This window comes from Fimbriimonas sp. LA-C6, assembly GCF_055398105.1.
The window spans coordinates 3,769,882-3,793,650 of record NZ_AP038796.1; the positions used below are offsets into that span (position 1 = coordinate 3,769,882).

The 23,769-nt window shown below is 53.4% G+C and carries 22 protein-coding genes and 1 tRNA gene; 16 read left to right on the forward strand and 7 right to left on the reverse strand.

The window, feature by feature from the left end:
• Window positions 1-40 precede the first annotated feature (40 nt).
• Window positions 41-934, forward strand: coding sequence for an AraC family transcriptional regulator (locus ACZ51B_RS17320; protein ID WP_464294594.1), 894 nt, complete (start codon window positions 41-43; stop codon window positions 932-934).
• On the opposite strand, the gene ACZ51B_RS17325 is transcribed toward ACZ51B_RS17320, so the two are convergent.
• Window positions 924-3,836 (reverse strand): glycoside hydrolase family 2 TIM barrel-domain containing protein, encoded by a 2,913-nt coding sequence (locus ACZ51B_RS17325; protein WP_464294595.1) that lies wholly within the window; start codon window positions 3,834-3,836, stop codon window positions 924-926. The two genes, ACZ51B_RS17320 and ACZ51B_RS17325, sit on opposite strands and share 11 nt — an antisense overlap.
• Before the next feature lie 80 nt (window positions 3,837-3,916).
• Between ACZ51B_RS17325 and ACZ51B_RS17330 the strand changes: the two genes are divergently transcribed.
• Complete coding sequence (locus ACZ51B_RS17330) at window positions 3,917-4,798, forward strand: AraC family transcriptional regulator (RefSeq protein ID WP_464294596.1); 882 nt, start codon at window positions 3,917-3,919, stop codon at window positions 4,796-4,798.
• Between the two features lie 6 nt (window positions 4,799-4,804).
• Here ACZ51B_RS17330 and ACZ51B_RS17335 read toward each other — a convergent pair whose 3' ends face one another.
• The 4 genes from ACZ51B_RS17335 to ACZ51B_RS17350 all read right to left on the reverse strand — a co-directional run bounded on the left by ACZ51B_RS17335 (window position 4,805) and on the right by ACZ51B_RS17350 (window position 8,720).
• The gene (locus ACZ51B_RS17335; protein ID WP_464294597.1) at window positions 4,805-5,476 is read right to left on the reverse strand and encodes a response regulator; all 672 of its coding nucleotides are present in this window, start codon (window positions 5,474-5,476) and stop codon (window positions 4,805-4,807) included.
• Window positions 5,477-5,726: 250 nt separating this feature from the next.
• Complete coding sequence (locus tag ACZ51B_RS17340; protein ID WP_464294598.1) at window positions 5,727-6,851, reverse strand: hypothetical protein; 1,125 nt, start codon at window positions 6,849-6,851, stop codon at window positions 5,727-5,729.
• 84 nt (window positions 6,852-6,935) lie between these two features.
• Window positions 6,936-7,937, reverse strand: coding sequence for an NAD(P)/FAD-dependent oxidoreductase (locus ACZ51B_RS17345; RefSeq protein WP_464294599.1), 1,002 nt, complete (start codon window positions 7,935-7,937; stop codon window positions 6,936-6,938).
• Between the two features lie 129 nt (window positions 7,938-8,066).
• A complete protein-coding gene (locus ACZ51B_RS17350; protein ID WP_464294600.1) occupies window positions 8,067-8,720 on the reverse strand; it encodes a DNRLRE domain-containing protein in 654 nt (217 codons plus the stop codon).
• An 80-nt stretch (window positions 8,721-8,800) separates the two neighbouring features.
• On the opposite strand from ACZ51B_RS17350, the gene ACZ51B_RS17355 reads away from it, so the two are divergent.
• From ACZ51B_RS17355 to ACZ51B_RS17410, 12 genes are all read left to right on the forward strand, one after another.
• Window positions 8,801-11,137 (forward strand): endonuclease MutS2, encoded by a 2,337-nt coding sequence (locus ACZ51B_RS17355; RefSeq protein WP_464294601.1) that lies wholly within the window; start codon window positions 8,801-8,803, stop codon window positions 11,135-11,137.
• 8 nt (window positions 11,138-11,145) lie between these two features.
• Window positions 11,146-11,541, forward strand: a complete 396-nt coding sequence (gene cdd, locus ACZ51B_RS17360; protein WP_464294602.1) for a cytidine deaminase — start codon at window positions 11,146-11,148, stop codon at window positions 11,539-11,541.
• Window positions 11,542-11,604: 63 nt separating this feature from the next.
• A complete protein-coding gene (locus tag ACZ51B_RS17365; RefSeq protein ID WP_464294603.1) occupies window positions 11,605-12,372 on the forward strand; it encodes a hypothetical protein in 768 nt (255 codons plus the stop codon).
• Between the two features lie 186 nt (window positions 12,373-12,558).
• Window positions 12,559-13,239, forward strand: a complete 681-nt coding sequence (locus ACZ51B_RS17370) for a hypothetical protein (protein WP_464294604.1) — start codon at window positions 12,559-12,561, stop codon at window positions 13,237-13,239.
• A 160-nt stretch (window positions 13,240-13,399) separates the two neighbouring features.
• Window positions 13,400-14,665 carry an adenylate/guanylate cyclase domain-containing protein gene (locus tag ACZ51B_RS17375; RefSeq protein WP_464294605.1) on the forward strand — a complete coding sequence of 422 codons (1,266 nt, stop codon included), beginning with the start codon at window positions 13,400-13,402 and terminating at the stop codon, window positions 14,663-14,665.
• A 118-nt stretch (window positions 14,666-14,783) separates the two neighbouring features.
• Window positions 14,784-15,398 carry a hypothetical protein gene (locus ACZ51B_RS17380; RefSeq protein ID WP_464294606.1) on the forward strand — a complete coding sequence of 205 codons (615 nt, stop codon included), beginning with the start codon at window positions 14,784-14,786 and terminating at the stop codon, window positions 15,396-15,398.
• Window positions 15,399-15,407: 9 nt separating this feature from the next.
• Window positions 15,408-16,577, forward strand: coding sequence for a formate-dependent phosphoribosylglycinamide formyltransferase (gene purT / locus ACZ51B_RS17385; protein WP_464294607.1), 1,170 nt, complete (start codon window positions 15,408-15,410; stop codon window positions 16,575-16,577).
• 74 nt (window positions 16,578-16,651) lie between these two features.
• Window positions 16,652-17,815 (forward strand): CofH family radical SAM protein, encoded by a 1,164-nt coding sequence (locus tag ACZ51B_RS17390; RefSeq protein WP_464294608.1) that lies wholly within the window; start codon window positions 16,652-16,654, stop codon window positions 17,813-17,815.
• Between the two features lie 81 nt (window positions 17,816-17,896).
• Window positions 17,897-19,318, forward strand: coding sequence for a DNA-3-methyladenine glycosylase 2 family protein (locus ACZ51B_RS17395; protein WP_464294609.1), 1,422 nt, complete (start codon window positions 17,897-17,899; stop codon window positions 19,316-19,318).
• The gene (locus tag ACZ51B_RS17400) at window positions 19,315-19,788 is read left to right on the forward strand and encodes a methylated-DNA--[protein]-cysteine S-methyltransferase (protein WP_464294610.1); all 474 of its coding nucleotides are present in this window, start codon (window positions 19,315-19,317) and stop codon (window positions 19,786-19,788) included. The genes ACZ51B_RS17395 and ACZ51B_RS17400 overlap by 4 nt, the downstream gene beginning before the upstream one ends.
• Before the next feature lie 109 nt (window positions 19,789-19,897).
• The gene (locus ACZ51B_RS17405) at window positions 19,898-20,461 is read left to right on the forward strand and encodes a sigma-70 family RNA polymerase sigma factor (protein ID WP_464294611.1); all 564 of its coding nucleotides are present in this window, start codon (window positions 19,898-19,900) and stop codon (window positions 20,459-20,461) included.
• On the forward strand, window positions 20,458-21,204 hold the full coding sequence (locus ACZ51B_RS17410; RefSeq protein ID WP_464294612.1) for a hypothetical protein: 747 nt from the start codon (window positions 20,458-20,460) through the stop codon (window positions 21,202-21,204). Before ACZ51B_RS17405 ends, ACZ51B_RS17410 begins: the two co-directional genes overlap by 4 nt.
• A 22-nt stretch (window positions 21,205-21,226) precedes the next feature.
• Here ACZ51B_RS17410 and ACZ51B_RS17415 read toward each other — a convergent pair.
• A tRNA-Trp gene (locus ACZ51B_RS17415) sits at window positions 21,227-21,302 on the reverse strand.
• 64 nt (window positions 21,303-21,366) lie between these two features.
• On the reverse strand, window positions 21,367-21,765 hold the full coding sequence (locus ACZ51B_RS17420; protein ID WP_464294613.1) for a hypothetical protein: 399 nt from the start codon (window positions 21,763-21,765) through the stop codon (window positions 21,367-21,369).
• A 284-nt stretch (window positions 21,766-22,049) separates the two neighbouring features.
• On the opposite strand from ACZ51B_RS17420, the gene ACZ51B_RS17425 reads away from it, so the two are divergent.
• Window positions 22,050-22,919 (forward strand): ABC transporter substrate-binding protein, encoded by an 870-nt coding sequence (locus tag ACZ51B_RS17425; RefSeq protein ID WP_464294614.1) that lies wholly within the window; start codon window positions 22,050-22,052, stop codon window positions 22,917-22,919.
• Between the two features lie 4 nt (window positions 22,920-22,923).
• Window positions 22,924-23,769, forward strand: coding sequence for an S-methyl-5'-thioadenosine phosphorylase (locus tag ACZ51B_RS17430; RefSeq protein WP_464294615.1), 846 nt, complete (start codon window positions 22,924-22,926; stop codon window positions 23,767-23,769).

Below are 23,769 nucleotides of genomic sequence, written 5' to 3' on the forward strand. Positions count from 1 at the left end.
GTCAAGCTTGCTTGGCTCGCAGCCCGTATGATCTATTCCCATGCAGATGCGCACGCGACAGGATTATCAGATGGTGGTTCAACGCACGCTTGAGCGGGTGTTGACGAGCTTGGATGAGGTTCCAAGTCTTACGATCTTGGCGGGCGAAGTAGGGTTCTCGGCGTTTCACTTCCATCGAATTTTTCAGGGCATGTTGGGCGAGACGCTGGGTGAATTCACCAAGCGGGTCCAGCTGGAGCGGGCGGCTTACCGACTTTCCCAGAATCTTGGAGCTATCTCTGAGATTGCGATTGATGCGGGTTACTCGCATGAGGGGTTTTGTCGGGCTTTTCGTGTTGCCTACGGGTGTTCTCCTACGGAGTATCGCGCGGGACGTGGCGCGTATCGGTTGCCCTGCAATTGCGGTCTGCATTTCGATCCTGAGGGCGTGATTCCTTTGTTCGTGCCCAGGGATACCGGAGGAAAACTCATGAACGTTGAAATTGTTGACCAACCTGAACTACGAACTGCGTGTCTTCGCCACATCGGCCCTTATAACGAGATCGGGCCTGTTTTCCAGAAGCTGGCAGCGATTGCTGGGCCGAATGGGATGTTTGCTTATCCTCAACTCCAGTCGATTGGGATCTTTTATGATGACAATTCTGTTGTTCCGGCTGCGGAGTTGCGATCGGATGCTTGCTTGACAGTGTCGGCTGATGCTGTGATTCCGGAGGGACTGGCTGAGGGAAAGATTCCTGCTGGCAAGTATGCGAAGTACACCCACACAGGTTCTTATGCTCATCTCGGGGATTCTTGGTCGCGGATGATGGGTGAGTGGCTGCCTAACAGCGGATACTCTTTTGGGGAGGGGAACACCTTTGAGGTGTATGTGAACAACTGCAATGATGTTCCCGAAGATCAGCTTTTGACCGATCTGTATGTGCCTATCGCTTAGGTTTTGAGCTCCATGTGGACACGGCTTTCGTCAGACCATTGGCGAAGGCCGTAGTTTGTATTTTTCCGGCTTGCACCGTGCTTCGTACCATGAATGGTGCGATGCCTGCCTCGGAGTTTTTCGTTTGTAGCCCTAGAATAGATGCGTTGCCGTTAACCTTCAGATGGATGGGGATGGTGTTGGTAGGGACGACTGTTCCGTTTGCATCGACGACCTCTACGTAGACGAATAGGAAGTCGGCACCATCTGCTATGAGTTGCTTTCCTGAGGTGTCTACTCGGATGACGAGGTGGTGCGGTTTGCCGGGCGTGCGGACGGTGTGGGATGTGACGGGCTTACCTTTGACGAAGCCGATCGCTTCGAGTTTGCCGGGAGCGTACGGTACTGCGTTGAAGGTGAAGGGTGGTCTTTCTAGGTTCTTGCTGTTTCCGCCGTTGAACGGTTCTGTGCCGTCTTCGCCGCCGACACTTTTCATTTCGTCTTGGGTTTTCGGGAGCTCGCCGGTGCCTTTCTTCCAGTAGTTGGGGTCGGCGTATTTGGCGTTGAGGTAGCCGGTGGTGGGTCCTGCATCCGGCTTGCGTCTTTGGATGGGTTTGCCGTTGAGTCTTAGTTCGACCTCGTCACAGTTGGAATAGACGACGACCTTTGTGGGCGTTGGTCGGTCGGTCCAGTAGTTGGCGATGTGGACGATGGGTTCCAGCTTGGGAGATCTCTGGCTTTGGTAGAGCCAATAGACGATCTTCGGCAGGCGGTACATGTCCAGAGCACCAGGGCGGGAGATGGCGATGTCGCTTCCTCCTCGGAAGTGGTCGATTCCTACCCAGCTGGAGTCGCCGAAGGACCATGCGTTGCCTCGGTTGCGGTTGTGGGACCATTGGAAGTTCCATGCTTGCCGGAGCATGGCGGCTTCGCCGTCGCCCCGAGCGACTCGGCTGGTGCTTTCTTCGCCGCCGAACTCGTAATCGCCATATTCTCGGTCAATGCCTTTTTGCATTTTGAAGAGGGCTGGGCGTGTGAAGTCGTCGTTCCAGCCTGTCCAGGGGACGTCCCAGATGGGGCGGCTGTAGTTTTGTTTTCCGTAGGAGTCGCCGCCGGTGAAGAGGGTGGCTCCTAGTGATTCTTCGTGAGCGGTTTTGCTGCATTGAATCCAGAAGTCGTCCGGTGCCCCGTAGGTTTCGTTGAGGCAGGTCTCGAAGATCATGACGCTGGGGTGGTTGCGGTCTCTTCGGACCATTTGTCGGATGTCTTTGAGGACGTGGTTGCGGAAGGCGGGTGTGTTTTCGAAGTGTTGCCAGCCGGGGGTGGGGTCGATGACGAGCATGCCGAGTTCGTCGCAGGCGTCGAGCATGGCTTGGGATTGTGGGTAGTGGGCTAGGCGGAGGTAGTGGAATCCTGCAGCTTTGAGCTTGACGACGTCTCGGTATTGAGCTTCATCTGAGGCAGCGTTTCCGACCACTGGGTACTGCATGTGGCGGTTGGTGCCACGGAGGTGGATGGGTTTGTCGTTTAGGAAGAAACCGCGTTGGTGGTCGAAGTTGAGTTTGCGGATGCCGACGCGGGTGGTTTGCTCATCGAGGAGCTTGCGGCCATCTCGGATTTGGGTGACTAGGCGGTACAGGTTCGGGTGGTCGAGGTCCCAGAGACGAGGGTTCTTCAGGGTGATGGTCTGGGTGTCGGTGTTGTTGGTGGTGAGGACCGTTTCTCCGGATATTTGGGTGACTTTGCCTTGAGGGTCGATCAGCTTGTGACTGACTTGGAGTTTCGTGGGGGTGGCTGCGTCGTTTGTGATGTTGGTGCGAATTTGGATCTTTGCGAGCTTTTGTGAGATGGCGGGGAACGAGACGAAGATGCCTCCGCCTCCCACTCGGTCACCTTCCATTGGGTCTGTGATATGGATGGCGCCTTTTTGGATGAGGTGGACTTTTCTATAGAGCCCGCCGGAGTAGGTGAAGTCGAGGGCGTTTTGAGGGCGGCCTGGTGGGAATTCGGGGTGGTCTTGGTTGTCTAGGCGAACGATGATTTCGCAGGTCTTGGTTGTTCTCGCTTCCTTGGAGAGATCTAGGAGGAAGGGAAGGTAGCCACCGGTGTGGGTGAGTTGGCGCTTTCCATTAACCCAGATGTCGGCGAGTTGCATTGCTCCTTCGAATTTGAGCCAGGTCCGTTTTGATGCGCTGCCAGCGGGGAAGTCGAGGTTCTTTTTGTACCAGCAGATTCCTTGGAATGTTTTGTTGAGAAGCTTTTCGTCGGTTTCCAGTCGTGCGGAGTGTGGCAGTGCGACTGGTTCCCAGGTTTTCCCTTTGATATCTGAGAGGCTGAACTTTGTTGAGTTTGTTGGCTCATAGAGTTCGATGGGTTGGTTGGAGGTGTAGACGTCGAACTCTTGGAAGATGCCGTTGATGCCTGACTTTCTGGAGGTGAGTCTGAGGGAGGAGAATTGGGTGGAGGCACCGAGATCGATCACGAAGGCGTGGGGGCCGTTGGGGGCGTTTTGGGACCAGCGGCTGTGCCAGATGGTGTTGGGCTTGCCGTCGAGGATGTTTTGGATTTGACCGTTTTCGGAGGATGTTTCTTCGCTTGTTACGGCAGTGATTTTCCAGCTAGATCTTGAGATGGGTTTGCCGGTTGAGTCAAGGAGTTCTAGCTCGGCAAGCGATCCGTAGGGGTTTCCAAAAGAGGATCTTACGACGACGCAGAGATATCGTGAGGCGGTGGTGTTGATGGGGAATGTCTGGATGGATTGGGATCTTGAGCCTAGGGCTTTGAGAACGTGTTTGGCTTTGGGTTGCCATGTTACATGCAGGGGTTCCTCCCGATAGAAGTGCCAGTCGGTATTCAAAGCAAAATCGACATTTTTTGTCTGCGGTGACAATATATAGTTCAGGTTGAATGGACTCAGTAACATGTATGATCCGCTATAGAATATGCTTTTTGTGAACTTGAGTCCATGGACAATATTGTCAATACATGCCGATAATTCCATCGATGGTTGTGGTACGACAGCACCCGAGCTTCAAAGGATATGCAAATCATCCTGTTCCTGAAGACCAATTAGAGAAGTTCCAGAAGGATCTTCTTTCGAAGGGTCTGTACCCCGTTACGCTCGGTTACTACCTGCACGCGTTCCGCAACAAGACACATCGGCCTCAGGGGATTCAGGACCATGTGTTGATCATTTGCACGGATGGTGAGGGCTGGGTGAACTTTGATGGGCAAGTTCATACCGTGGAGGCTGGGCAGATGCTGCTGCTTCCTAAGGGGACGCCTCATGCGTATGCTGCTTCTGATGAGAACCCATGGACGTATTTCTGGGTCCACTTTCGCGGGTCGGAGGCGGACAACTTTATTCGCCGTGTTGCGGATGGTCCGTTGTTGGATGCTCTGTCGGCGCCTGCCTTGCGGATGAGCACGAAGATTTTGGAGCATGCCATTAACATGGCTAGCGAAGGTTGGGGCGCTTTGAAGTTCTTTTACACTTCTCAGGCGTTGCAGCACATCTTGGCGATGATTGCGCTGGAGACGGATGTGTCGGAGCAGGTGGTTAAGAAGGACCTGCATTTGACCGTTGAGGTGGCAATTGCGTTTATGGAGCGGAATTTGTCGCGCAACTTAACATTGAAGGAGATCGCGGATGCGTGCGGGGTGTCGGTGTCTCATTTGTGCGCTAAGTTTCGGTTAGAGCGCGAGACTTCGCCGATGGACTACTTCACGCAGATCCGGATGCAGGCGGCGAGCAGTTTGCTGGATACGACTCAACTGAGTATTCAGGAAGTGGGTAAGAAGATTGGGTACGAGGACCCGTATCACTTCTCGAAAGCATTTAAGCGCGTGACAACCAAGTCGCCACGCGCTTATCGGAACCGATAGGGTTCTCTAGCCTGAGAATTTGTAGCCAACGCCGCGAACGGTGAGAAGTCGGACTGGGTTGTTGGCGTCTGGCTCGATTCTGGTTCGAAGCCAGCGGATGTGGACATCGACTGTGCGAGCGGAGACGAATGCGTCTCGGCCCCAGACTCGGTCCAGCAAGATTTCTCGCGAGAAGACCTGTCCTACGTTTCGGCAGAGAAAGTAGAGGAGGGCAAACTCTTTTGGCGAGAGGTTCTGTGCTTTTCCGTCGATCCAGACTTCGTGGCTTCTTGGATCGATTTTCAGGTTGCCACGCTCGATGACTTCCTTGACTGGCTCGCCTGTGGAGCGGCGAAGGATTGCTTTGACGCGCGCTGCGAGCTCTGAGAGGTTGAATGGTTTGACGACGTAGTCGTCTGCGCCGAGCTCCAGTCCCTTTACGCGATCACTTTCGTCAGCACGTGCGCTGAGGAAGATGATGGGGGTGGCGCTGTCTCGGCGGACTGCTTTACAGAAGTCCAATCCAGAGCGCTGAGGAAGCATGATGTCGAGGATCACCAGATCAGGTTTGACTCTTCGGAAGAGGCGCATGCCTTCTTCTGCGGAGTCCGCTGTGAATGTGGTGAAACCTTCTCGACGAAACTTGGTTTCGACGGTCTCAACAATTGCTGGTTCGTCATCGATGATGAGAAGTTTCATCGAGTTTGCTCCCGAGGGGATTTGATTGGGAAACTGTTCGCGCAGTGCCATACGTTCCTATCAGCGGGTTTTGTCTGTCTCGATGTACATCGCTTCAGTTGATTCACCCCTGCCTGAACGTATTGTTAATGAGTCTTGTTAAGAACATGTCAACAACCGCCCCCAAACAATACTGTACTCGCAATATCTTTGCTACGTTTGATGTGGGAGGGCCAGGTGTATTAACTGGCCCTGATGTAACTGTTAAGTTTTAGCCGAGAGCGATGATTTCGACGTTGGCTCGTGGAACTGTGACTTCTTCACCATCGTTGAGCTTAGCGCGGAGCACGCGGACTTCGGTGCCGGACTCTAGGGTGACGAGTGTGGCGGGTAGGTCGGTTACTGCGCCGATCTTTCCGAAGTAGGGCTCTCGGATGACTCGGATGGGTGTTCCGACTTTGAGCTCGAAGGCTTCCTGAGCGGTTGTGGCGGCTGCCGCGTCGCTTGGGAGTGGCGAGATGATTTCGGGTCGGATAACGCCGGCTCGGATTTGAGTTGCTCCGTTGATGCTGGCCTCTTTACCTTCGAGGCTCAGGAGGAGATCGAAGGTTCGCTTGGCCATGGTGAGTTCGCCGAAGCCTTCGGTAACCATGAGCGTGAGGCCGATCTGTTCTTGGCCAGTGATGGCGACGCCGATGTCGTAGCCGAGATATTCGATCAGTTCGCTGTCTCGGACGCTGGCGGTGATGATGCCTTTGGCTCCGACTTTTTCTGCCTTGCGGATTGCTGCGAGGTTGACGCTGGATCCACCGACCAGGATTTTGCCGTTATCGGCTTCTGTGATGAGGTTTTCGGTGAGTGGTTGCGATGCATCTTTGACGGCTACGCGGATGGTGCCGAGTCGCTCGCCACCAATGCCGAAGATGCCTTGGACCATGGCGCAGCGGGTTTCTACGATGGCTCCTTCGCCTTCGATGATCTCGGCAATATGGCCTTGGATGTAGGCGCGGATATCTACTGGGGTGCTGGGTTCTCGGACGAGGACTGATCCTGTGACGTCTGAGATTTCTTCAACGGTGCCCACGAAGTCGCTGAGGATTTGGGTTTTGAAGCGGCCAAAGAAGCCCTTTGTTTCGGCGATGACCTGATCTTTTTCGACCTTGTCGCCTACTTTGAGGGAGAGCATTCCCGGAGTGTCTTTGGGATCGACTCCGAGCTTTTCTGAGGCTTTGATGGTCTGGAGCACGCCCGGGAGCATGGCTCGTGCCACTACCTGGTCGGGGGTTACGAGATCGCCTGGCTTAACCAGGACTTCCCCTTTGATGGGAAGGCGTCGTGTGCGGCGGACGACGATGTCGCCGCTAACGGTGAGTCCGGGAGTGTATGCGCTTGCCAACTTCGAATTCTATCCTCGGTTGGCAAGTTTATCATGCTAAGCCCGCTTCGCGTGTGATTTTGAAGCGGGCTGGCTAATTTGATCTTAAACGGCTGCCGGCGCTGCGGTGAGATCGAGGTCTGAGCTGTGTCCTGGGAACAGTTTTGCTGTTGGGTCGATGTAGGTTTTGGCGAAGCAGACTGCGGTTGCGGCTTCTCCGACACCGGTGGCGATGAGTTTGAGCTTTTGGGGGAAAGCGCAGACGTCGCCGACTGCGAAGACACCTGGGAGGTTCGTTTCGTACTTCTCGTCGACCTTGATCTGGTTCTTTTCGATTTCGAGTCCCCAGTCTTTGATTGGGCCGAGGGAGGATTTGAATCCGATGTTGACGATGACGGCATCGCACTCGTGGTGGTGAGTTTCCTTGGTTTGAGTGTTCTCAAGGGTGACGCCGGTTAGACCATCTTCTCCGTGGAGTTCTTTGACGGCGTACCAGAGCTTCATTTCGACGGAGCTTTCTTTGACCTTTTCGATGCTGTGGTCGTGGGCTTTGAACACGTCGCGTCGATGGATGAGAGAGATGGAGTCGGCTACTTCTTCGAGGTTGAGGCACCAGTCGAAGGCGCTGTCTCCGCCGCCTACGATAGCGAGCTTTTTACCGCTGAAGACGGACTTGTCTTTGACTCCGTAATAGATGCCTTTGCCGTGGAGGTCCTCTTCACGTTCTACACCAAGTTTGGTGGGCTGGAAGGCACCTGCTCCTGCTGAGATGATGACTGTCTTGGTAGGCAGTTCGAGGCCTTTGGCGGTTTTGATGAGATATCCGTCTTCGGTCTTGATCAGCTCATTGGCGGTGTCTTCCAGGACCAGTTCAGGCTCGAATTGGGAGCCTTGCTCGATGAGGTTCTTCGCGAGATCCTTTGCGAGGACTTTCGGGAAACCGGGCATATCGTAAACGTATTTCTCGGGGTAGAGCGCCGTAAGCTGTCCTCCAAGCTCTGGAAGGGAGTCGATAATACGAACAGACATCCCACGCAAGCCAGCATAGAAGCTTGCAAAAAGGCCACAGGGGCCGCCACCGATAATCGTCACGTCTACTTGGTTCATTCCTAACTGTTTCCTACAAAAAAACGCGCGTCTTTGGGCGTAGGGGCTAGGATACACCGGGATTTTTGTTCCGGGTCCTAATAATTTGCTCTAATCCTGGTTGAGATATAAATTGATCAATTTAACTAACTATTCGAATGTCAAAACCAGTTGTGGACGAACGGTCACTTTGTCGGCGTCCTTGCTGTAGAGCTTGTAGATGGTTTGCACACCCTCTTGTTCTCCTACGAATAGTTTGGAGGTGAGCGCCAGGGCGAGTGGTTTTTGCTCTGAGATTGCTTTGTCTAGGTAGGCAGCAAAGTTGTTGGGGCCTTTGAGGAGATCGATTTTGAATCCGAACTCTTTTCCTGCTTCTGGGAAGGGGCTGATGGACTGGGTTCCGAAAACGGCTTCGGGGCCAAAGGTGGGATAGAACTTTGGCATGTCGTTGTAGGTCCAGTTTTTTTCGGTGAAGCCGGATTTGAGCGCGCGGACTTCGAGGGGGCTCTTTTTACTGATGGCTTCTGTGATTTTGGGGTCGGCGATGGAGAAGAGGACGAGGGTGGCGGTTTTGATTTTTCTACCCTTGACTAGGTTCGTGACGTCCCACTGGAGGTAGCTGTAGGAGAGGTTCTCGGCGTCGGAGGGTTCTTTGGCGACTGCGTTGGTGCCATCGCCCCACACGCGGAGGTAGGCATCTTTTTGCGGGTCGGAGGCGTGTGGGTAGACCCAGATGTCGTCGGATGGGGTGAGGATTGTTGGCTGTTGGGCCATTGCCGCGAGAAAAATGAGTGGTGTGAGCATCGTATTTCTAGCATGACTCAGAAATTGATCGATCCAATTGCCTAGGTTGCTGAGTGTTGGCCTGTCACAATGCTATTGCCATGCATGCGTTAAAGGTGCTTGAGTTCGATGCGATTCGAAGGCGGTTGTTGTCTCACTGCGAGACCCCGCTTGGTGGCGAGTCGTGTCTGGAGCTACTTCCTAGTTATAACGCGGACGAGGTATGGCATTTGCTTGACCTTACAAATGAGGCCTATGACGCGTTGGCCAAGCACTCCGTGCCGAGTTTGGGTGCGGTTCGGGACATGCGTAGCGCGCTGAAGCGTGCGAATAAGGGTGGAGTTTTGGGTGGTCAGGAGCTTTACCGCGTCGGTGCGGCGCTTGCGGCTATGCGGCTCATGAAGTCGTTCCTGTCCAATTTGGCTGAGAGTTTGCCGAACCTGGCTCCCTATGGAGAGGCTCTGCCTGATCATCAGAAGGTTGAGTCGCAGTTGTTGGAGAGCTTTGAGTCGGATGGGACGATGTTGGATACTGCGAGTCCGGCTTTGGGTTCTTTGCGGCAGCGGAAGAAGGGTGCTTCGGCAAGGATTTTGGAGCGGATTCAGTCGTACACCACTGGCAAGACCCGCGATTTGTTGAGTGATCCGATCTATACGGTTCGTGATGGTCGTTATGTTGTTCCTTTGAAGGCCGAGAATCGGGGCAAGATCAAGGGCATTGTTCACGACATGTCGGGTTCGGGGCAGACGATCTATGTGGAGCCGGAGGATGTTGTTCAGCTGAGCAACGCGCTTCGGGAGATTGAGGCAGCGGAGCGGACCGAGGAGCATCGGATTCTGACTCAGTTCAGCACGAAGGTTGGTTCTATCGGGGCTGACATCACCGGCGGAATTGAGGCAGCGAGCCGGCTGGATGTGATCTTTGCGAAGGCTCGGTTGGCTTACGAGATGAAGAGTTCGATGCCTCAGCGGCTTCGGAACAGTACGGCTTACATCAAGGTGCATGGCGGAAGGCATCCGTTGTTGGCGGCTGAGAAGGTTGTTCCACTTGATATAGAGGTAGGGCGTGGCAGCAGCGTTTTGATTACCGGACCTAACACGGGTGGAAAGACGGTTGCCATCAAGTGTGTTGGGCTTTTTGTTTTGATGAGCCAGTGCGGGATGTTCTGTCCTGCGTTGGACGTTCGGCTCGCTCCTTTTTCGCAGGTTTGGGCGGATATTGGGGATGAGCAGAGCTTGCAGCAGTCGCTTTCGACATTTAGCGGCCACATCAAGAACATTTCCGAGTCTTTGAGGAAGTTGAAGGACGGAGCGATTGTTCTGCTAGACGAGATTGGTGCGGGAACCGATCCGGCGGAGGGCGCTGCGCTTGCCAAGTCTGTGCTGGAGTCGATGGTGGAGAAGGGTGCGACCATTTTGGCGAGTACGCACTATGGCGAGCTGAAGGCGTTTGCTTACAGTCACCCGCAGTTTTCTAATGCTGCGATGGAGTTTGACCAGAAAACCTTCCAGCCGACTTACCGGTTGATGATGGGTGCTCCGGGTGCTTCGCAAGCGCTTCGGATTGCGGAGCGGTACGGGATTCCCAAGGACATTATTGAGAAGGCTCGGGCCGGTTTGGGAGCGGAAGCGATTGACATGGCTCGCATGTTGGAGCAGCTTGAGAACTCCCAGAAGCAGGCCCGGAATGCTCAGAGTGAGGCAGATCGCCGTACTGGGGAGTTGAAGAAGGCGGAGGAGCGGGCGGCTCGGAAGTTGGCTGAGGCAGAGGAGATTCGCAAGACGGCCCACTCTAAAGCGAACGAGACGATTGAGTCTGTTCTTCGGGAGCTTCGTCTGGAAGCGTCGAAGTTGTTTGAGGACCTGAAGAAGGCGCCGCACGATCCGCAGGTGCAAGACCGAGTTCGACGGGGACTCCGTGATCTCGATGGGATTGGGCGTGATTTTGCGAAAGAATTTGTGCCGAAGGCGGACCCCAAGCTTCCGGCGGCGGACGTGCGGAAGGGAAGTATTGTGCGCGTGACCGGGCACATGCAGACGGGGACGGCTATTGAGGACCCACGAAATGGGAAAGTCATGGTTCAGGTGGGCATGTTGAAGATGACGGTCCCCGTGAATCAGCTTGAAGTTCTGAAGAGTCACACGGACCAGCCTGCCAAGCCGAAGTCGAATATTCGTTTGCAGAAGACGATGACTGCGACCACCGAGTTGCACCTGCGGCACATGAGGGCTGAAGAGGCGATTCGAGATTTGGAGCGGTTTTTGGATGACGCGGTTTTAGGCAACGTGCCGATGGTTCGGATCGTCCATGGAAAGGGTGGCGGTGTTCTTCGAAAGATCACCCAGGACTATCTTCGGACGCATCCGGCTGTGTCGTCTTATCGCGATGGTGAGCCGGCTGAAGGTGGTCAGGGTGTGACGATCGCTTCGTTTACCTAAGAATATCTATGTCTAACCTTGGCGAACTAGCACTGAAAGCGAGAGAGCTTGCCTATGCTCCCTATAGTGGGTACAAGGTGGGGGCCGCTGTTGAGGATGCCGAGGGTCGGGTGTTCACAGGCTGCAATGTGGAGAACATCTCGTATGGGCTTACGCTTTGCGCAGAGCGAGTGGCGGTGGTGAAGATGGTGAGCGAGGGGTCGCTTCGGATTCGCCGAATTGCAGTGGCGACTCAGGATGGAGGGACTCCGTGTGGCGCTTGTTTGCAGGTGTTGGCGGAATTCGCCGATCCGTCTGAACCTTTCGAGGTCCAACTCATCTCTGAAAAGGGAGAGGTAAAAAACTACCAGTTTATTGAGCTGTTACCCCACGGCTTCAGTTCAGCATCCGTGAAACGTTTGTAAGATATGAGCGTGTCTTGGCGCAGTGCCTAAACGTCTGTTAGGCGTTCGGTCGGAGAGAAACATTTGAGAAAATATTCCATTTTATGTCTGGTGGTTGCGGCAGCGACCTTGGTGATTGGTTCCGTCGGGTGCGGCGGTGGCGGAGGAGCCGGCGGATCGAACAGCGGTTCTTTGAGCGCGGTGTACATTGAGCCACGTCTTCTGAGCGCTTCAACAGTGGTCGTGGAACCGACCCAGATTGCTGTTAACGATCAACTACAGCTCCATGTATACGGTACGGATACGAAGAGCGGTAGCTTGATTGAGTTGACCGTGACTTCCTGGTCCACGAATGCTCCTGCTTCGATTGCGACTGTGGACAGCACTGGTGTTTTGACCGCTGTCGGAAGTTCTTCGAACACTTATCGAATCAATGCAGCTACCCAGTATGGGACTTTCGGCGCAGATTTGAAAGTAAACGCTCAACTTGCCCGTGTCGTTGGTAAAGTTCGTACGTCAGATACACCGCAAGTTAAAGGAGTGACAGTCAAAGCTTACAAGAGTGATGGTAGTTTGGTTGCGACGACGACGAGCAGTTCCACTGGCAGCTTCGTTTTGAACCTTCCTGTTTCTGCGACGAAATTTGTTGTCGATTTGAGTGCGTTCTCTACTAGTTATTACAACTCGTACGGTTTCGGAAGTCGAGACTATGCAGCGTCGATAGCTGGATGTTATACGCCTTTACCTGCTCTCACTCTTGGTAACACCGTTACGTTCAGTAACGATGTGATTGTCTATCCGAAAACTTCTTCGTCGCCTCCGCCTCCGCCTCCAAGCGGTTGCGGCCTGTAGGACCAAAGCTGGCCCCGCCATGAGTTGGGGGGCCAGTCAAGAGAGACTGGCCAAGAAATGAAGCATTCGAGTTACGTAATTGTCGTTTTTTTAGGGATCGTTGGGTTGGGCTGTGGAGGATCAGGTGGATCTAGTAGCTCGACAGGTGCAAATGGAACAACTTCTCTTCCCCAGGTAGAGGCTGTTTTGGCGGATCCTACGTTGGATCCGAGTTATATTTATCAAGACATTACGAACATCCAAGAGGGTGATTCGGTCAAGTTGCAGCTTGTTTCTTACACTAAGACTGCCACTGGGGAAAGTCGAAACGTTTTGACGACGTCTGAATGGATCAGTTTTGATCCTTCCAACACTTATGGGACCCTTGGAAACTCCACTGGGATTTTCCAGGCGGCGAACCGGGAGACCGCTACACTCCAGCCTGTGGCGACGCTCTACAACGGAGTCACGTACACTGGCTATTTTGGGGTGAAGCCTCGTCAGGTTCGCGTAAGAGCAAAGGTAGTTGATGAGACGTCTGGAAAACCCATTCGAGGCGTTGTTGTCCAGTTCTATGGGCCACAAGATCCGAACAACTCTGGAAGTCCTCAGGTGCTTGTCGGTTCTGCGACCACTGCATACGACGGGACTTTCCGGGCATCTGTGCCGACTTCGACCACTCAGTTCAATTTGAAGGCTGCTTCTTTGTCTGACGTTTACTATCCATCGTTTAAGTACGACTCTTTCCGATACGACGCAGAGGACACTGCTTGTCGGGCAGTTTTCCCAGTGTTTGCTATTGGAGATCGGGAGCTTCCGGCCGTGATTCAGGTCACACCAAGGGCTGCCTATGCTACCAAGCCATCGGCCGATGGTTGCGGTCTGTAATCCGCTTACTTGGCGAATAAGTTTAGGCTCAACCGTGATCGGTTGGGCCTAAGGTCTGTCTAGTCCAATATAGTTCCAGACGAATCTAAACAAAGTGGTCCTCTACGTGGTGAATCCCTCGGTTTACCAGTAGTACAATGCTTGAGGGAGCCTAGGAAATTTGGAAGGCAGGTTTACGGAGCAGGCGACGCATCTTAGTGAGGATAGCGTTGACCAGATGTTGGTCTTGGCAGAACGCCTGCGTGAGGCCAATGGAGGCCAACTTGACGATAGCGCTATTCAAGCGGTCGCCGAGGCAACCGGTGCGCCTGCTGAGTATGTCCGTTTGGCTGTTAAGCTGCGAACTGAGCAGCAGAAACAAAGTTTCCTTGCAAATGTTCGCTCTCAGTACCTCGCACTAGAGCCTCACACCCGACGTTTTGTTTTGACAGGCATGGCTGCCACGATGTGCGGCCTGTTTTCGGCAGCTGCTTCCAAGGCAGCTTTGCTGCTCCAAGGGAACGAGAACCTCGCTTCTCCCGGGAGCATCTTTGGAATGATTGCCCTGGTGTGGCTTACGCTAGGCCTGTACAACGCTTGCGTGTCGCGAGACTCTAAGACTGCGGCGATGGTAGGGGCGATCTTTGGTGGCAGCTTCTTTGCCACGAATTCCATTTTTGGGTTTGTGTTTCAGATTCCTGCTAGCCATCAGCCTCCTGCGCTGTTGTTGGTTCCTTGTACGCTATTAGGTGCGGTGATTGGGCTTGGTGTTCAGCGAGTGACAGATCGTAACCGGTCACAGTTGGGCCTTAAAGATCCTATTCGTGAGCGGCAAGAGCTTTTGAAGCAGCTGGTTGATCTCCGTGATAAGTTGCAATCGAGCGAGCAGACCTCCACGTTCTTGAGTGTGGACATTGTGGGTTCGACTCGCATGAAGGAGCTTGCAGATCCTCTTGCCATTGAATTCACTTTCAACGAGTATCACCAATACGTAGAACGCATTGTGAAGCAGTATCGGGGAGAGATCCATTCAACGGCTGGTGATGGTGTGACGTGTGCTTTTGACCATCCTCAGCAGGCGTTTAATGCTGCTCGCAACATTCAGGCGGGATTGATTGAGCTGAACACTTTTCGAAACAAGATTGGTGTGCCGATTACGATCCGGCAGGGAATTCATACGGGGACGATCATGACAGCGGAAGTGGGGGACATTCGGTCTGTCAACTTTTCGCATGTGATCGATATTGCTGCTCACCTTCAGAAATTTGCTCCGACGGGTGGGATTGTTGTGAGCGATGCGGCAGCGTTGTATTTGCCGGGTGGAGCGGGGAGCGTTGGGACGGAGAAGGTAACTGCCTCTGGTGTGAGTGGAACTGTTTGGCAGACTCGTCCGATTCAGAATGAGGTGACGGCAGGCGGCCCACCTCCGTTGCCAGGGCAGGTGTAAGTTGCAAGTACCTCTCACTATTTCACGCAATTTCAACACGGAATCTGAGTGGCGTAGTGAGTGGGAGCGACGTGAGTCGCGAACTCATCTGAGGCATCCCGAGGACATGGTGAATACCGTGATCTTGCACATTGCAAAGGTGCTGGCTGATGAGGGATTCCGACTTTTTCGAAACGGCGGTATTCCTTTGTTGGAAAGGCGCCGTGGTCCTTTGCGTGAGGAGATCTTTTTCGTCACGCCGGTTTCCACGCCTTTCCGAAACGATTTCCCCTTCAGTGTTCGGTTTTCGGCTTCGAACGAGCAACTGTCTGTGGTTCGAAGTCGCTATTGGCGACCGGCTTCTCAGGCGCCTTCGCTGGTTGCGGCTGGTGAGATTGGCAATTTGAGCCGTCTGAATCAGAGGACCATTTGGTACGCCCAGTCTCCACAGCTTGTGGGTGAGCTTGTATTGGGGACGTTGCGGGATGCGGTACTGCCCTGGTTTGATATCTTAGAAGACCCGGTGTTGCTGAGAGAGCATCTTGATCGGTTTGACCTGCGGCTTGTAGGACGGAGTACTGCGCTTGAGTTGATGCTTTGCGAATTTGGAGCGCGGGCGGCTCGGCACTACTGGAGTCGGCTGCGCGGGGAGTTGGGTGTTGAAGTTCCTTTTGGGGTGACTTCGGAGTCAGAAGGGCTCTCGATTGATAGCAATCGGTTGCCGTCGATCGTGTCTTACTATCATCTTGGCTAAAATCAAAGGGTGAAGAAGACCATTCTCCTGCTCGGCTCGGGCGAACTCGGCAAAGAACTGACGATTGCACTTGAGAGGCTTGGGCAGAAAGTGGTGGCTGTCGACAGCTACGACGGTGCTCCCGCGCAGCAGGTTTCTCCTTTTCGAGACGTAATCGATATGCTTGACGGGGATTCGCTTGATGCTCTTGTTGAGAAGCACCAGCCGGATTTGATTGTTCCTGAGATTGAGGCGATTCGGACGGAACGGTTTTACGACTATGAGGCGAAGGGCATTCAGGTCGTGCCGAGCGCGAAGGCTGCGAACTTCACGATGAATCGGCGGGCGATACGGGATTTGGCAGCGAAGGAGTTGGGTCTGCGGACCGCGCCTTATCGTTATGCTTCGAGTCTAGAGGAGCTTCGTGAAGCGATTGCTGAGATCGGATTGCCTTGCGTGATCAAGCCTCTCATGTCTTCTTCTGGAAAAGGTCAGTCCACGATTCGGACGGCTGATCAGATTGATGCGGCTTGGGAATATGCTCACACCAAGGGTCGAGGCGATTACGGGGATGTCATTGTGGAGGGGTTTATTCAGTTCCACAGTGAGATCACGCTTTTGACGGTGACTCAGAAGGGTGGGCCGACTTTGTTCTGCCCTCCTATTGGCCATGTTCAGGAGCGTGGGGATTACCAGGAGAGTTGGCAGCCGTGTTCGATTTCAGATGAGGATCTGAAGTCGGCTCAGGAGATGGCGGGGAAGGTGACTGAAGCGCTGACTGGGGCTGGGCTTTGGGGTGTGGAGTTCTTTTTGACGGATACGGGCGTTGTCTTTAGCGAGCTTTCGCCACGTCCTCACGATACAGGCATGGTGACGCTAGCTGGCACCCAGAACTTGAGTGAGTTTGAGCTTCATGCGCGCGCGATTCTTGGGTTGCCAATTCCTTCTGTTGACCTTATGAGAGTGGGAGCTTCGGCGGTTGTGCTGGCTGATTTTGATTCTGCTGAGGAGCCTTCTTATGAGGGAGTTGGTGAGGCGATGACTGTTCCTGCGGTTGATGTTCGTGTGTTTGGAAAGCCGAATACGCGTAAGTATCGCCGGATGGCGGTTGCGTTGGCCTCGGCCTCTTTGGGAAGCGATGTTGATGCTGTTCGAGAAGTGGCTAAGAGTGGGGCAGCGAAGATTTCTGTGGTTCCGTAACTTGCTCTTGGAAAATGCGTAGAATCCTCTAAGTTTCATAAGTTTCTGAAACTTAGAGGTACAATCGAGGAGTCATGGCAATGGACCCAGAAGTCATCGTTGGTGCGGAATTGCTGCCGATCTATGAGAAGGTGCAGCGGGGCGAGCGGTTGAGCCGGGAAGATGGAATTCTTCTTTACACCACTCCTAATCTCACCGGGGTGGGTTACCTCGCGAACATTGTGCGCGAGAGGTTGCATGGGGACAAGACCTACTTTGTGCGCAACCAGCACATCAACTACACGAACATCTGCAATAAGTTCTGCAAGTTCTGTAGCTTCTATGCCAAGAAGGGTGGTCCTGAGCCTTATCAGATGACTTTGGACGAGGTGAAGCACCGGCTTGATTGGCATCGAGATGTGCCGTTGACGGAGATTCACATGGTCGGAGGAATCAATCCACGACTGCCTTACCAATATTATTTGGACCTCGTGCGGACGGTTAAGGAAGCACGACCTGGCGTTCACGTGAAGGCTTTTACTGCTGTTGAGATTGTTGAGATTGCACGGCAGGGCAAGGTGAGTGTGGATCAGGCTTTGGCTGATCTTATTGAGGCTGGATTGGACAGTCTGCCAGGCGGCGGTATTGAGATTTTGAGTGAGCGCGTTCATGCGGAGCTGTTTGGCAAGAAGCTGAATGGCGACGAGTGGAAGGATGTTGCTCGTGCGGCTTCTAAGCTGGGCTTGAAGCAGTATGCAACGATGCTCTACGGTCATATCGAGACCACGGAAGAGCTAGTGGATCACTTGATTCAGCTTCGCGAACTTCAGGATGAGACCGGGCACTTCTTGACGATGACTCCGCTGAGCTTCCACCCAGAGCAGACGGAGTTGGAGCATATTTCGCAGCCGACTGGGGACACGGATCTTCGGAACATTGCCGTAACTCGGTTGATGTTGGATAACTTTGAGCACGTGAAGAGCTTCTGGATCATGAATACGGTTCCGGTAACTCAGATGGCCCAGTGGTATGGTGCGGATGACGTGGATGGCTTGGTTCACGAGTATGAGATCACTTACAAGGAAGGCGAGTGGGGCAATAAGCGGCAGGCTCTTACTTACGACAACATGATTCGTATGATCGAAGAGGTTGGCCGAACGCCTGTGGAGCGCGACTGCCTTTATAACGAGATCACCGCAGAGCAGCTTGAGGCTTCGAAGCAGCCGAAATTGACTGCGATTCCTATGGCTCGGGCTTAACAGAAGCAAGACATTCAAAAAGGCGATTACTTTGGAGGAATCCAGAGGAATCGCCTTTTTTGTTGACCGCATACTGTGTTTATGCGACTGAGTCCCGAGGTTATGTTGGATCGCTTTCTGGCTGGCGATGCCACTTATAACGGGCGGTTTTATGTTGGGGTGTTGACGACGGGGATTTACTGTTTGCCCTCATGTTATGCCAAGAAGCCGAAGGTGGAGAACGTTCGGTTCTTTCAGGATATCGAGAAGGCGCGGCAGGCTGGATTGCGGTCTTGCAAGAAGTGTCGACCTGATGATTTCCATGCTGGGACGGATGCTGAGGTTGAGAGACTGGAAGAGGTTGTGGCGGCGTTGCGGGCTTCTCCTTCTGATTTTCCCGGAGTCTCTGAGTTTGCTAAGAAGTGTGGGTGGAGCCAGTCGAAGCTCTTTGAGAGTGTGAAGAAGCACTACCATTCGACTCCGTTTGAACTCATGACGGCTGCGCGAGTTAGAGCAGCGATGCGGCATCTGCAGGAGGGAGTGAATGCTACTGAGGCAGCTGCTGAGGTTGGGTACGAGTCGGATTCTGCGTTCTACGAGAATTTTCAGAGGCTTACAGGGTTGTCACCAGCTCGCTACCGTCGACTGATGGACTCATCGAGCTTTGAGCTGGAGTTGCCGAAGGGGTATTCGGTGCCTTATCTGTTGCGAAGTTTGGGGCGGGATGCCGGATCGGTGACTGCGCAACTGGTTGGGAAGGTTTATAGCTTTGCCTTTGAGTTGAATGAGCGCGTGGTGGAGGTTTCGCTGGAGATCGGTGAATCGGGGGTGCTCTGCAAAGTGGATGGTCCGGCGGACATGTTTCATGTTCATCGAGTCGTGTCCCGGGTTTTAGGTTTGTGGCAAGGTGTAGAGAGCTTTGAGGCGGCTTTAGAGCGCAATGGGTTGGCTCGACTTTTGGGTCATCGGCGTGGGTTGCGGATCGTTGAGACAGTCACGGTTTTCGACTCTCTGGTGTGGTCGATTGTTGGGCAGCAGATTAGCCTTCCGTTTGCCTTCACTCTTTTGAAGCGGTTGACGGAGAAAGTTGGTGCGAAAGGGCAGGGTGAGTTGGTGTGCATGCCTACACCTGTGCAGGTGGCAAACCTTGAGGTGCAGGAGCTTTTGCCGCTTCAGTATTCGCAGCGGAAGGCGGAGTATTTGATAGAGACATCGCGGAAGATCGTTAGTGGAGAGTTGCCGGTTGAATCGATGCCTGACTGGTCGGCGTCTCGTACGGAGGCTACGTTGCTGAGGGTTCGGGGGCTTGGTCCTTGGTCTGTGAATTATGTGATGATGCGTGGGTTGGGCTTTTTGGATTGCACTCCATTGGGAGATACCGGATTGAGGGCCGGGCTTGAGCGGTTCTATGGACTGGGTGAGAAGCCAACGCGGGATGAGATTGTTGAGATGATGAAGCCTTTTGCTCCTTATCGGAGCCTTGCCACGAATCACCTTTGGCATAGTCTTAAGGAGTCTGTATGAACTATACGAGTGTGTACGAGTCGCCGATTGGTCCGATCAGTGTCGAAGTCGATGCAGGTGGTGGCCTTTGTTATCTTCGCTTCGGGCCACCTCCGCGCGAGAATCCCTGTCCTAGTAGGACGGCTCATGTGACCCAGCAACTGGATGAGTATTTCCGGAGGAAGCGAACTGAGTTTGAACTGCCGCTTGCGCCGGGTGGGACTGAGTTTCAGAACGAGGTTTGGCAGGAGCTGGTTCGCATTCCTTATGGTCAGACGACTACTTATGGGGATCTCGCTCGGAAGTTAGGTCGCGATGGTGCTGCGAGGGCTGTGGGGCGGGCGAATGCGACGAATCCGATTGCTTTGATAGTGCCTTGCCATCGGGTGATTGGAGCGAATGGTTCGTTGACTGGATTTGCTTATGGCACGGACATCAAGCAGTGGCTGTTGGCTTTTGAAGCGGGCAACGAGAGCAGTCTTTTCGACTGAAGTTGCGTAGTCCAGCACTATTGATAGTTGTGTTCGAAACGCAAAAGTCGGGGAACCAACCGGTTGGGTAGAGCGTTGAAGGTGAACGAGAGGTAGACTCCCCCGGCTAATGCTATTCGCAAGGCGCGACAATAGGGACGCTTTTGAAAGGCAAGCTGAGAAGGTCTTCCCCTCGGTTTTCGGTACGGCTTTGCGTTTGACACGCTCCCGGGAAGAAGCTGAAGATCTTGCTCAGGAAGCCATTATTCGGGCATATGATGCGTTCGACCGTTTTGACGGGTCGAATTTTAAGGCCTGGATCTTGCGGATTCTGACGAACCTGTATATTAATAAATACAGACAGCGTCAACGCGGCCCTCAGCTAGGTTCTTTAGACGAAGAGGGAGTTGTTGAACCCATGGCGTCCGAGGCAGAAGTGCCTGATCGGATTGTTTTCGACAACGCGTTGGGTACTGAAATTGAGGAGGCCCTTGCGGGTGTTCCTGAAGATTTTAGGATGGCAGTGATTCTCAGTGATCTGGAAGGTCTTAGTTACCAGGAGATTGCGGATGCTACAGGTGTGCCCATTGGCACCGTGCGTTCGCGACTGGCGCGAGGACGATCCATTTTGCGTAAGTCATTGGAACAGTTCGCCATCCATGAAGGTTATATAAAAAAGGACATGGCTGAATGAAAGACTGGCTTGAGCTTCACGAATACGCAGACGGAGAATTGACTGCTGAGAACGCAACTCGCGTTAAACAGTCTCTCCTGCAGGATCCGGTCGCGAGCGCAGAGGTGAACGCGATCTTGAACCTAAAGGATTGTGTTCAGCAGAAAGCAGTTCGATACGATAACGACGAGTGCTGGAAGTCTTGCGTCAAGCGGTTGGATGAGATTGATCGAACCAAGCGTGTTCAGTCTTTTGTCGGGCGGTATGCCTGGGCTATGTGCGCGATCTTCTTTGGGCTGATCATTTCCGGTCGGTACATGATGCACGAGGTCCGTGGGGACTCGGTGCGAAGCGCTGACATCCTCCGCATGTTTAGTGGCCTTAAGAAGACTGCGCCCAAGTCCAAGACCGCGGCTGATGTTGATCGTTGGCTGGATGACCTGATGGGGCGAGTTAAGCCCAATGTTGCTACTGAAGGAATGACCGTGATGGGCGGTGAGACCGGTGTCAGCGATGGTCGTCCGGTGGTTCGGTTGGACTTGATGGATGACAAGGGGCCTTTGACTCTGCTTGCTATCCGTGGCGTTTTGAATCTCCAGGATATGGCTCCTGCGCAGGGCGTGCCGCCTGTTTATCAGGGCGAGTTCAATGGTGTGAACTGCGTGGCATGGAATTCCAACGGCTTTACGTTGATCCTGGTAGGGCAGAGAAGCTACTCGGAACTTCAAGGTTCTGCTGGTCAGGTTGCTTTTCAGCGAGGCTGAAAAGCCGATTCAAGAAGAGAATTGGCAGGGGCGACAGGGATCGAACCCGCGACCTATGGTTTTGGAGACCATTGCTCTACCAGCTGAGCTACACCCCTAAGACGGTTCATATAATACCTTTGAAGTTTGTTTGGCTACAAGGTTTTATGTGATTTTGGAAGTTTAGGCGACTTCTGGCAGTTCGTCGAGATCTTGCGTGGGGCTCAAGGTGAGATCATCAATTTTGATCTCGGTAAGGTCTTCGGTGCCGTCCTCTTCGTAGTCGGCTAGAAGTCTTTCGATTGCGTTTCGCATCTCGGCTCTCTGAGCGCCAGCAGAGATGGGGTTGGCTCTTCCGATGGACCGAAATACGACGTACTCGCCGAGAGGGTAGACGCCCAAGCCGCCTGCCTGTAACGGAGAGCTTTCATCGCCTAAAACTGCTTTCAGGTCACAGAGGAGCGCACAACCACTTGCGAGCACCCGCCCTTGGTCTCTTTGAAGCGCTAGGAACACAAGAGTCTGGTCACCTTCAAGGGCGTTGATGCCCATCTCTAGGACAAAGTCCTGATAGGCTCCCATTTTTAAAGGCATCCGTAGAAGAAACACTAACCGTCTTATTGGTTTCTAGTACTGGATAGCATAGGCTGTCTCCTGTAGCTAATGGAAAAAACACAAGAACTGTGCAGATTTCTCGTTAGATTAAGCGGCGACTCATTGATTTCTATCGGGGAATTCTAACGGGGTTCTTATGAGTCTCGGTTTGATTGTGGTCTTCGTGAAATTCTTCTGGAACGAATGCTCATTAAGCGTAGAAGTTGCTTTGAATACGAGACGTGGCGCTTCGAATTGGGTCACAATGGGCAATGCGTCGGTCGCTCCTGCTTGGCCTTCCTCTGTCGTTACTCGTCCTATGTGGCTGCTTCAAAAAGGATCAGCACTTTGGTGGACAGCTTCGTCCCAAGGTGTATCGAGCCATTGTTAGCTTAAGCCCTGGAACCACTGAGTTGGCTTGTAGCCTCGGGGATGCGCAATCCGTGAAGGGGCGGACTGCTTATGACGATTTTCCGGAATATGCAGTCGCAAAGATCCCTGTGGTTGCGTCGCTTAAGCCCGACTACGAGAAGATCAAGCAGCTCAAGCCTGATTTGGTCGTTTATGATGCGGACCTTTATAGCGATCAGGATGTCGCTAAGATCAAAGAGCTTGGGGCTGAAGTCTTTGCGCTTGATGCGAAGACGGTGACTGGATTTGAAGAGCAGCTTTATAAGCTAGCCAACAAGATCGGCGGTGAGACCAACTTCTCTGGTTACGTCGATAAGATTGTGGCTGCGGCTGCAAGTGCAAAGGGGACGCCTGTTACGCCGACTCCCAAAGTAGCGGTTCTGTTGCCAGGTAGCGGTGGACAGAGCATGGCTGCGGGCAGTTCTTCTTTCCTTGCCGATGTGGTTGCCGTTGCTGGTGGGAAGTTTGTGGGGCCGACTGGGCCTAAGTTTATGGCGTTGAACGCTGAGCAGATGATCACGGAGAACCCGGATGTCATCATTGTTCCATCCAGCAAGCTGAACGCGGCGGCTACGGTTAAGAGCGTGCTCAACGATCCCAAGCTGAAGCCAATTAGTGCCATCAAGAACGGGATGGTTGTTCCTATCGATGAGAACGTGCTTCTAAGAAGAGGTTCTCGCGTTGATAAGCTTATCGACGCCATTCATCGGACACTCGCATCGAAGAAATAGATTTATGGATTACGCAGAGATTGGTGTATTTGGCGGCTCAGGCTTCTATAGCCTGCTCGAAGACGTTCGTGAGGTTAAGGTGGACACGCCTTATGGTCCTCCCAGTGATGCGGTATTCCTGGCGACCGTAAAGGGGCGAAAAGTAGCCTTTTTGCCTCGTCACGGCCGGCATCATACGATTCCTCCTCACATGATCAATTTCCGTGCGAATGTTTGGGCGATGCGTTCGCTCGGCTGCAAGGCGATTATTAGTCCATGTGCTGCAGGTTCGCTTCAGAAGCATGTTGAGCCTGGTCACTTTGTGGTTTGCGATCAGTTTGTGGACCGGACGAACAACCGACGGGATACGTTTTATGATGGCCCGATCGTAACGCACGTATCGCCTGCGGATATGTACCACCCGTTGTTGCGAAAGCTCACGATTGAGACCATCCGGGAGCACGGCATTGTTTGTCATGAGACCGGCACGGTTGTCGTGATTCAAGGGCCACGTTTCAGCACCAAGTCTGAGAGTAAGTGGTTCCACGATCAGGGTTGGGAAGTGATCAACATGACTCAGTACCCAGAGGCTTATCTCTGCCACGAGTTGGGAATGGGTGTGGTTAATATCTCGCTCATCACTGACTACGACAGCGGAGTTCATGCTGGCACTGAAGCGGTTACTGCCCACGATGTTCTCGCAGTGTTCCAGTCCAATGCGGAGAAGGTCAAGAAGGTTGTTCTCGATCTGATCGGCAAGCTTCCGGCCGATTTAAGCGAAGTGAGCACCGTTAGTGGTCTTGAGTTCACTCGTGGAGACGGTCATGCCGCCACTCCTCAGGATATTCGACTGTTCAAGTTATTAGATTGA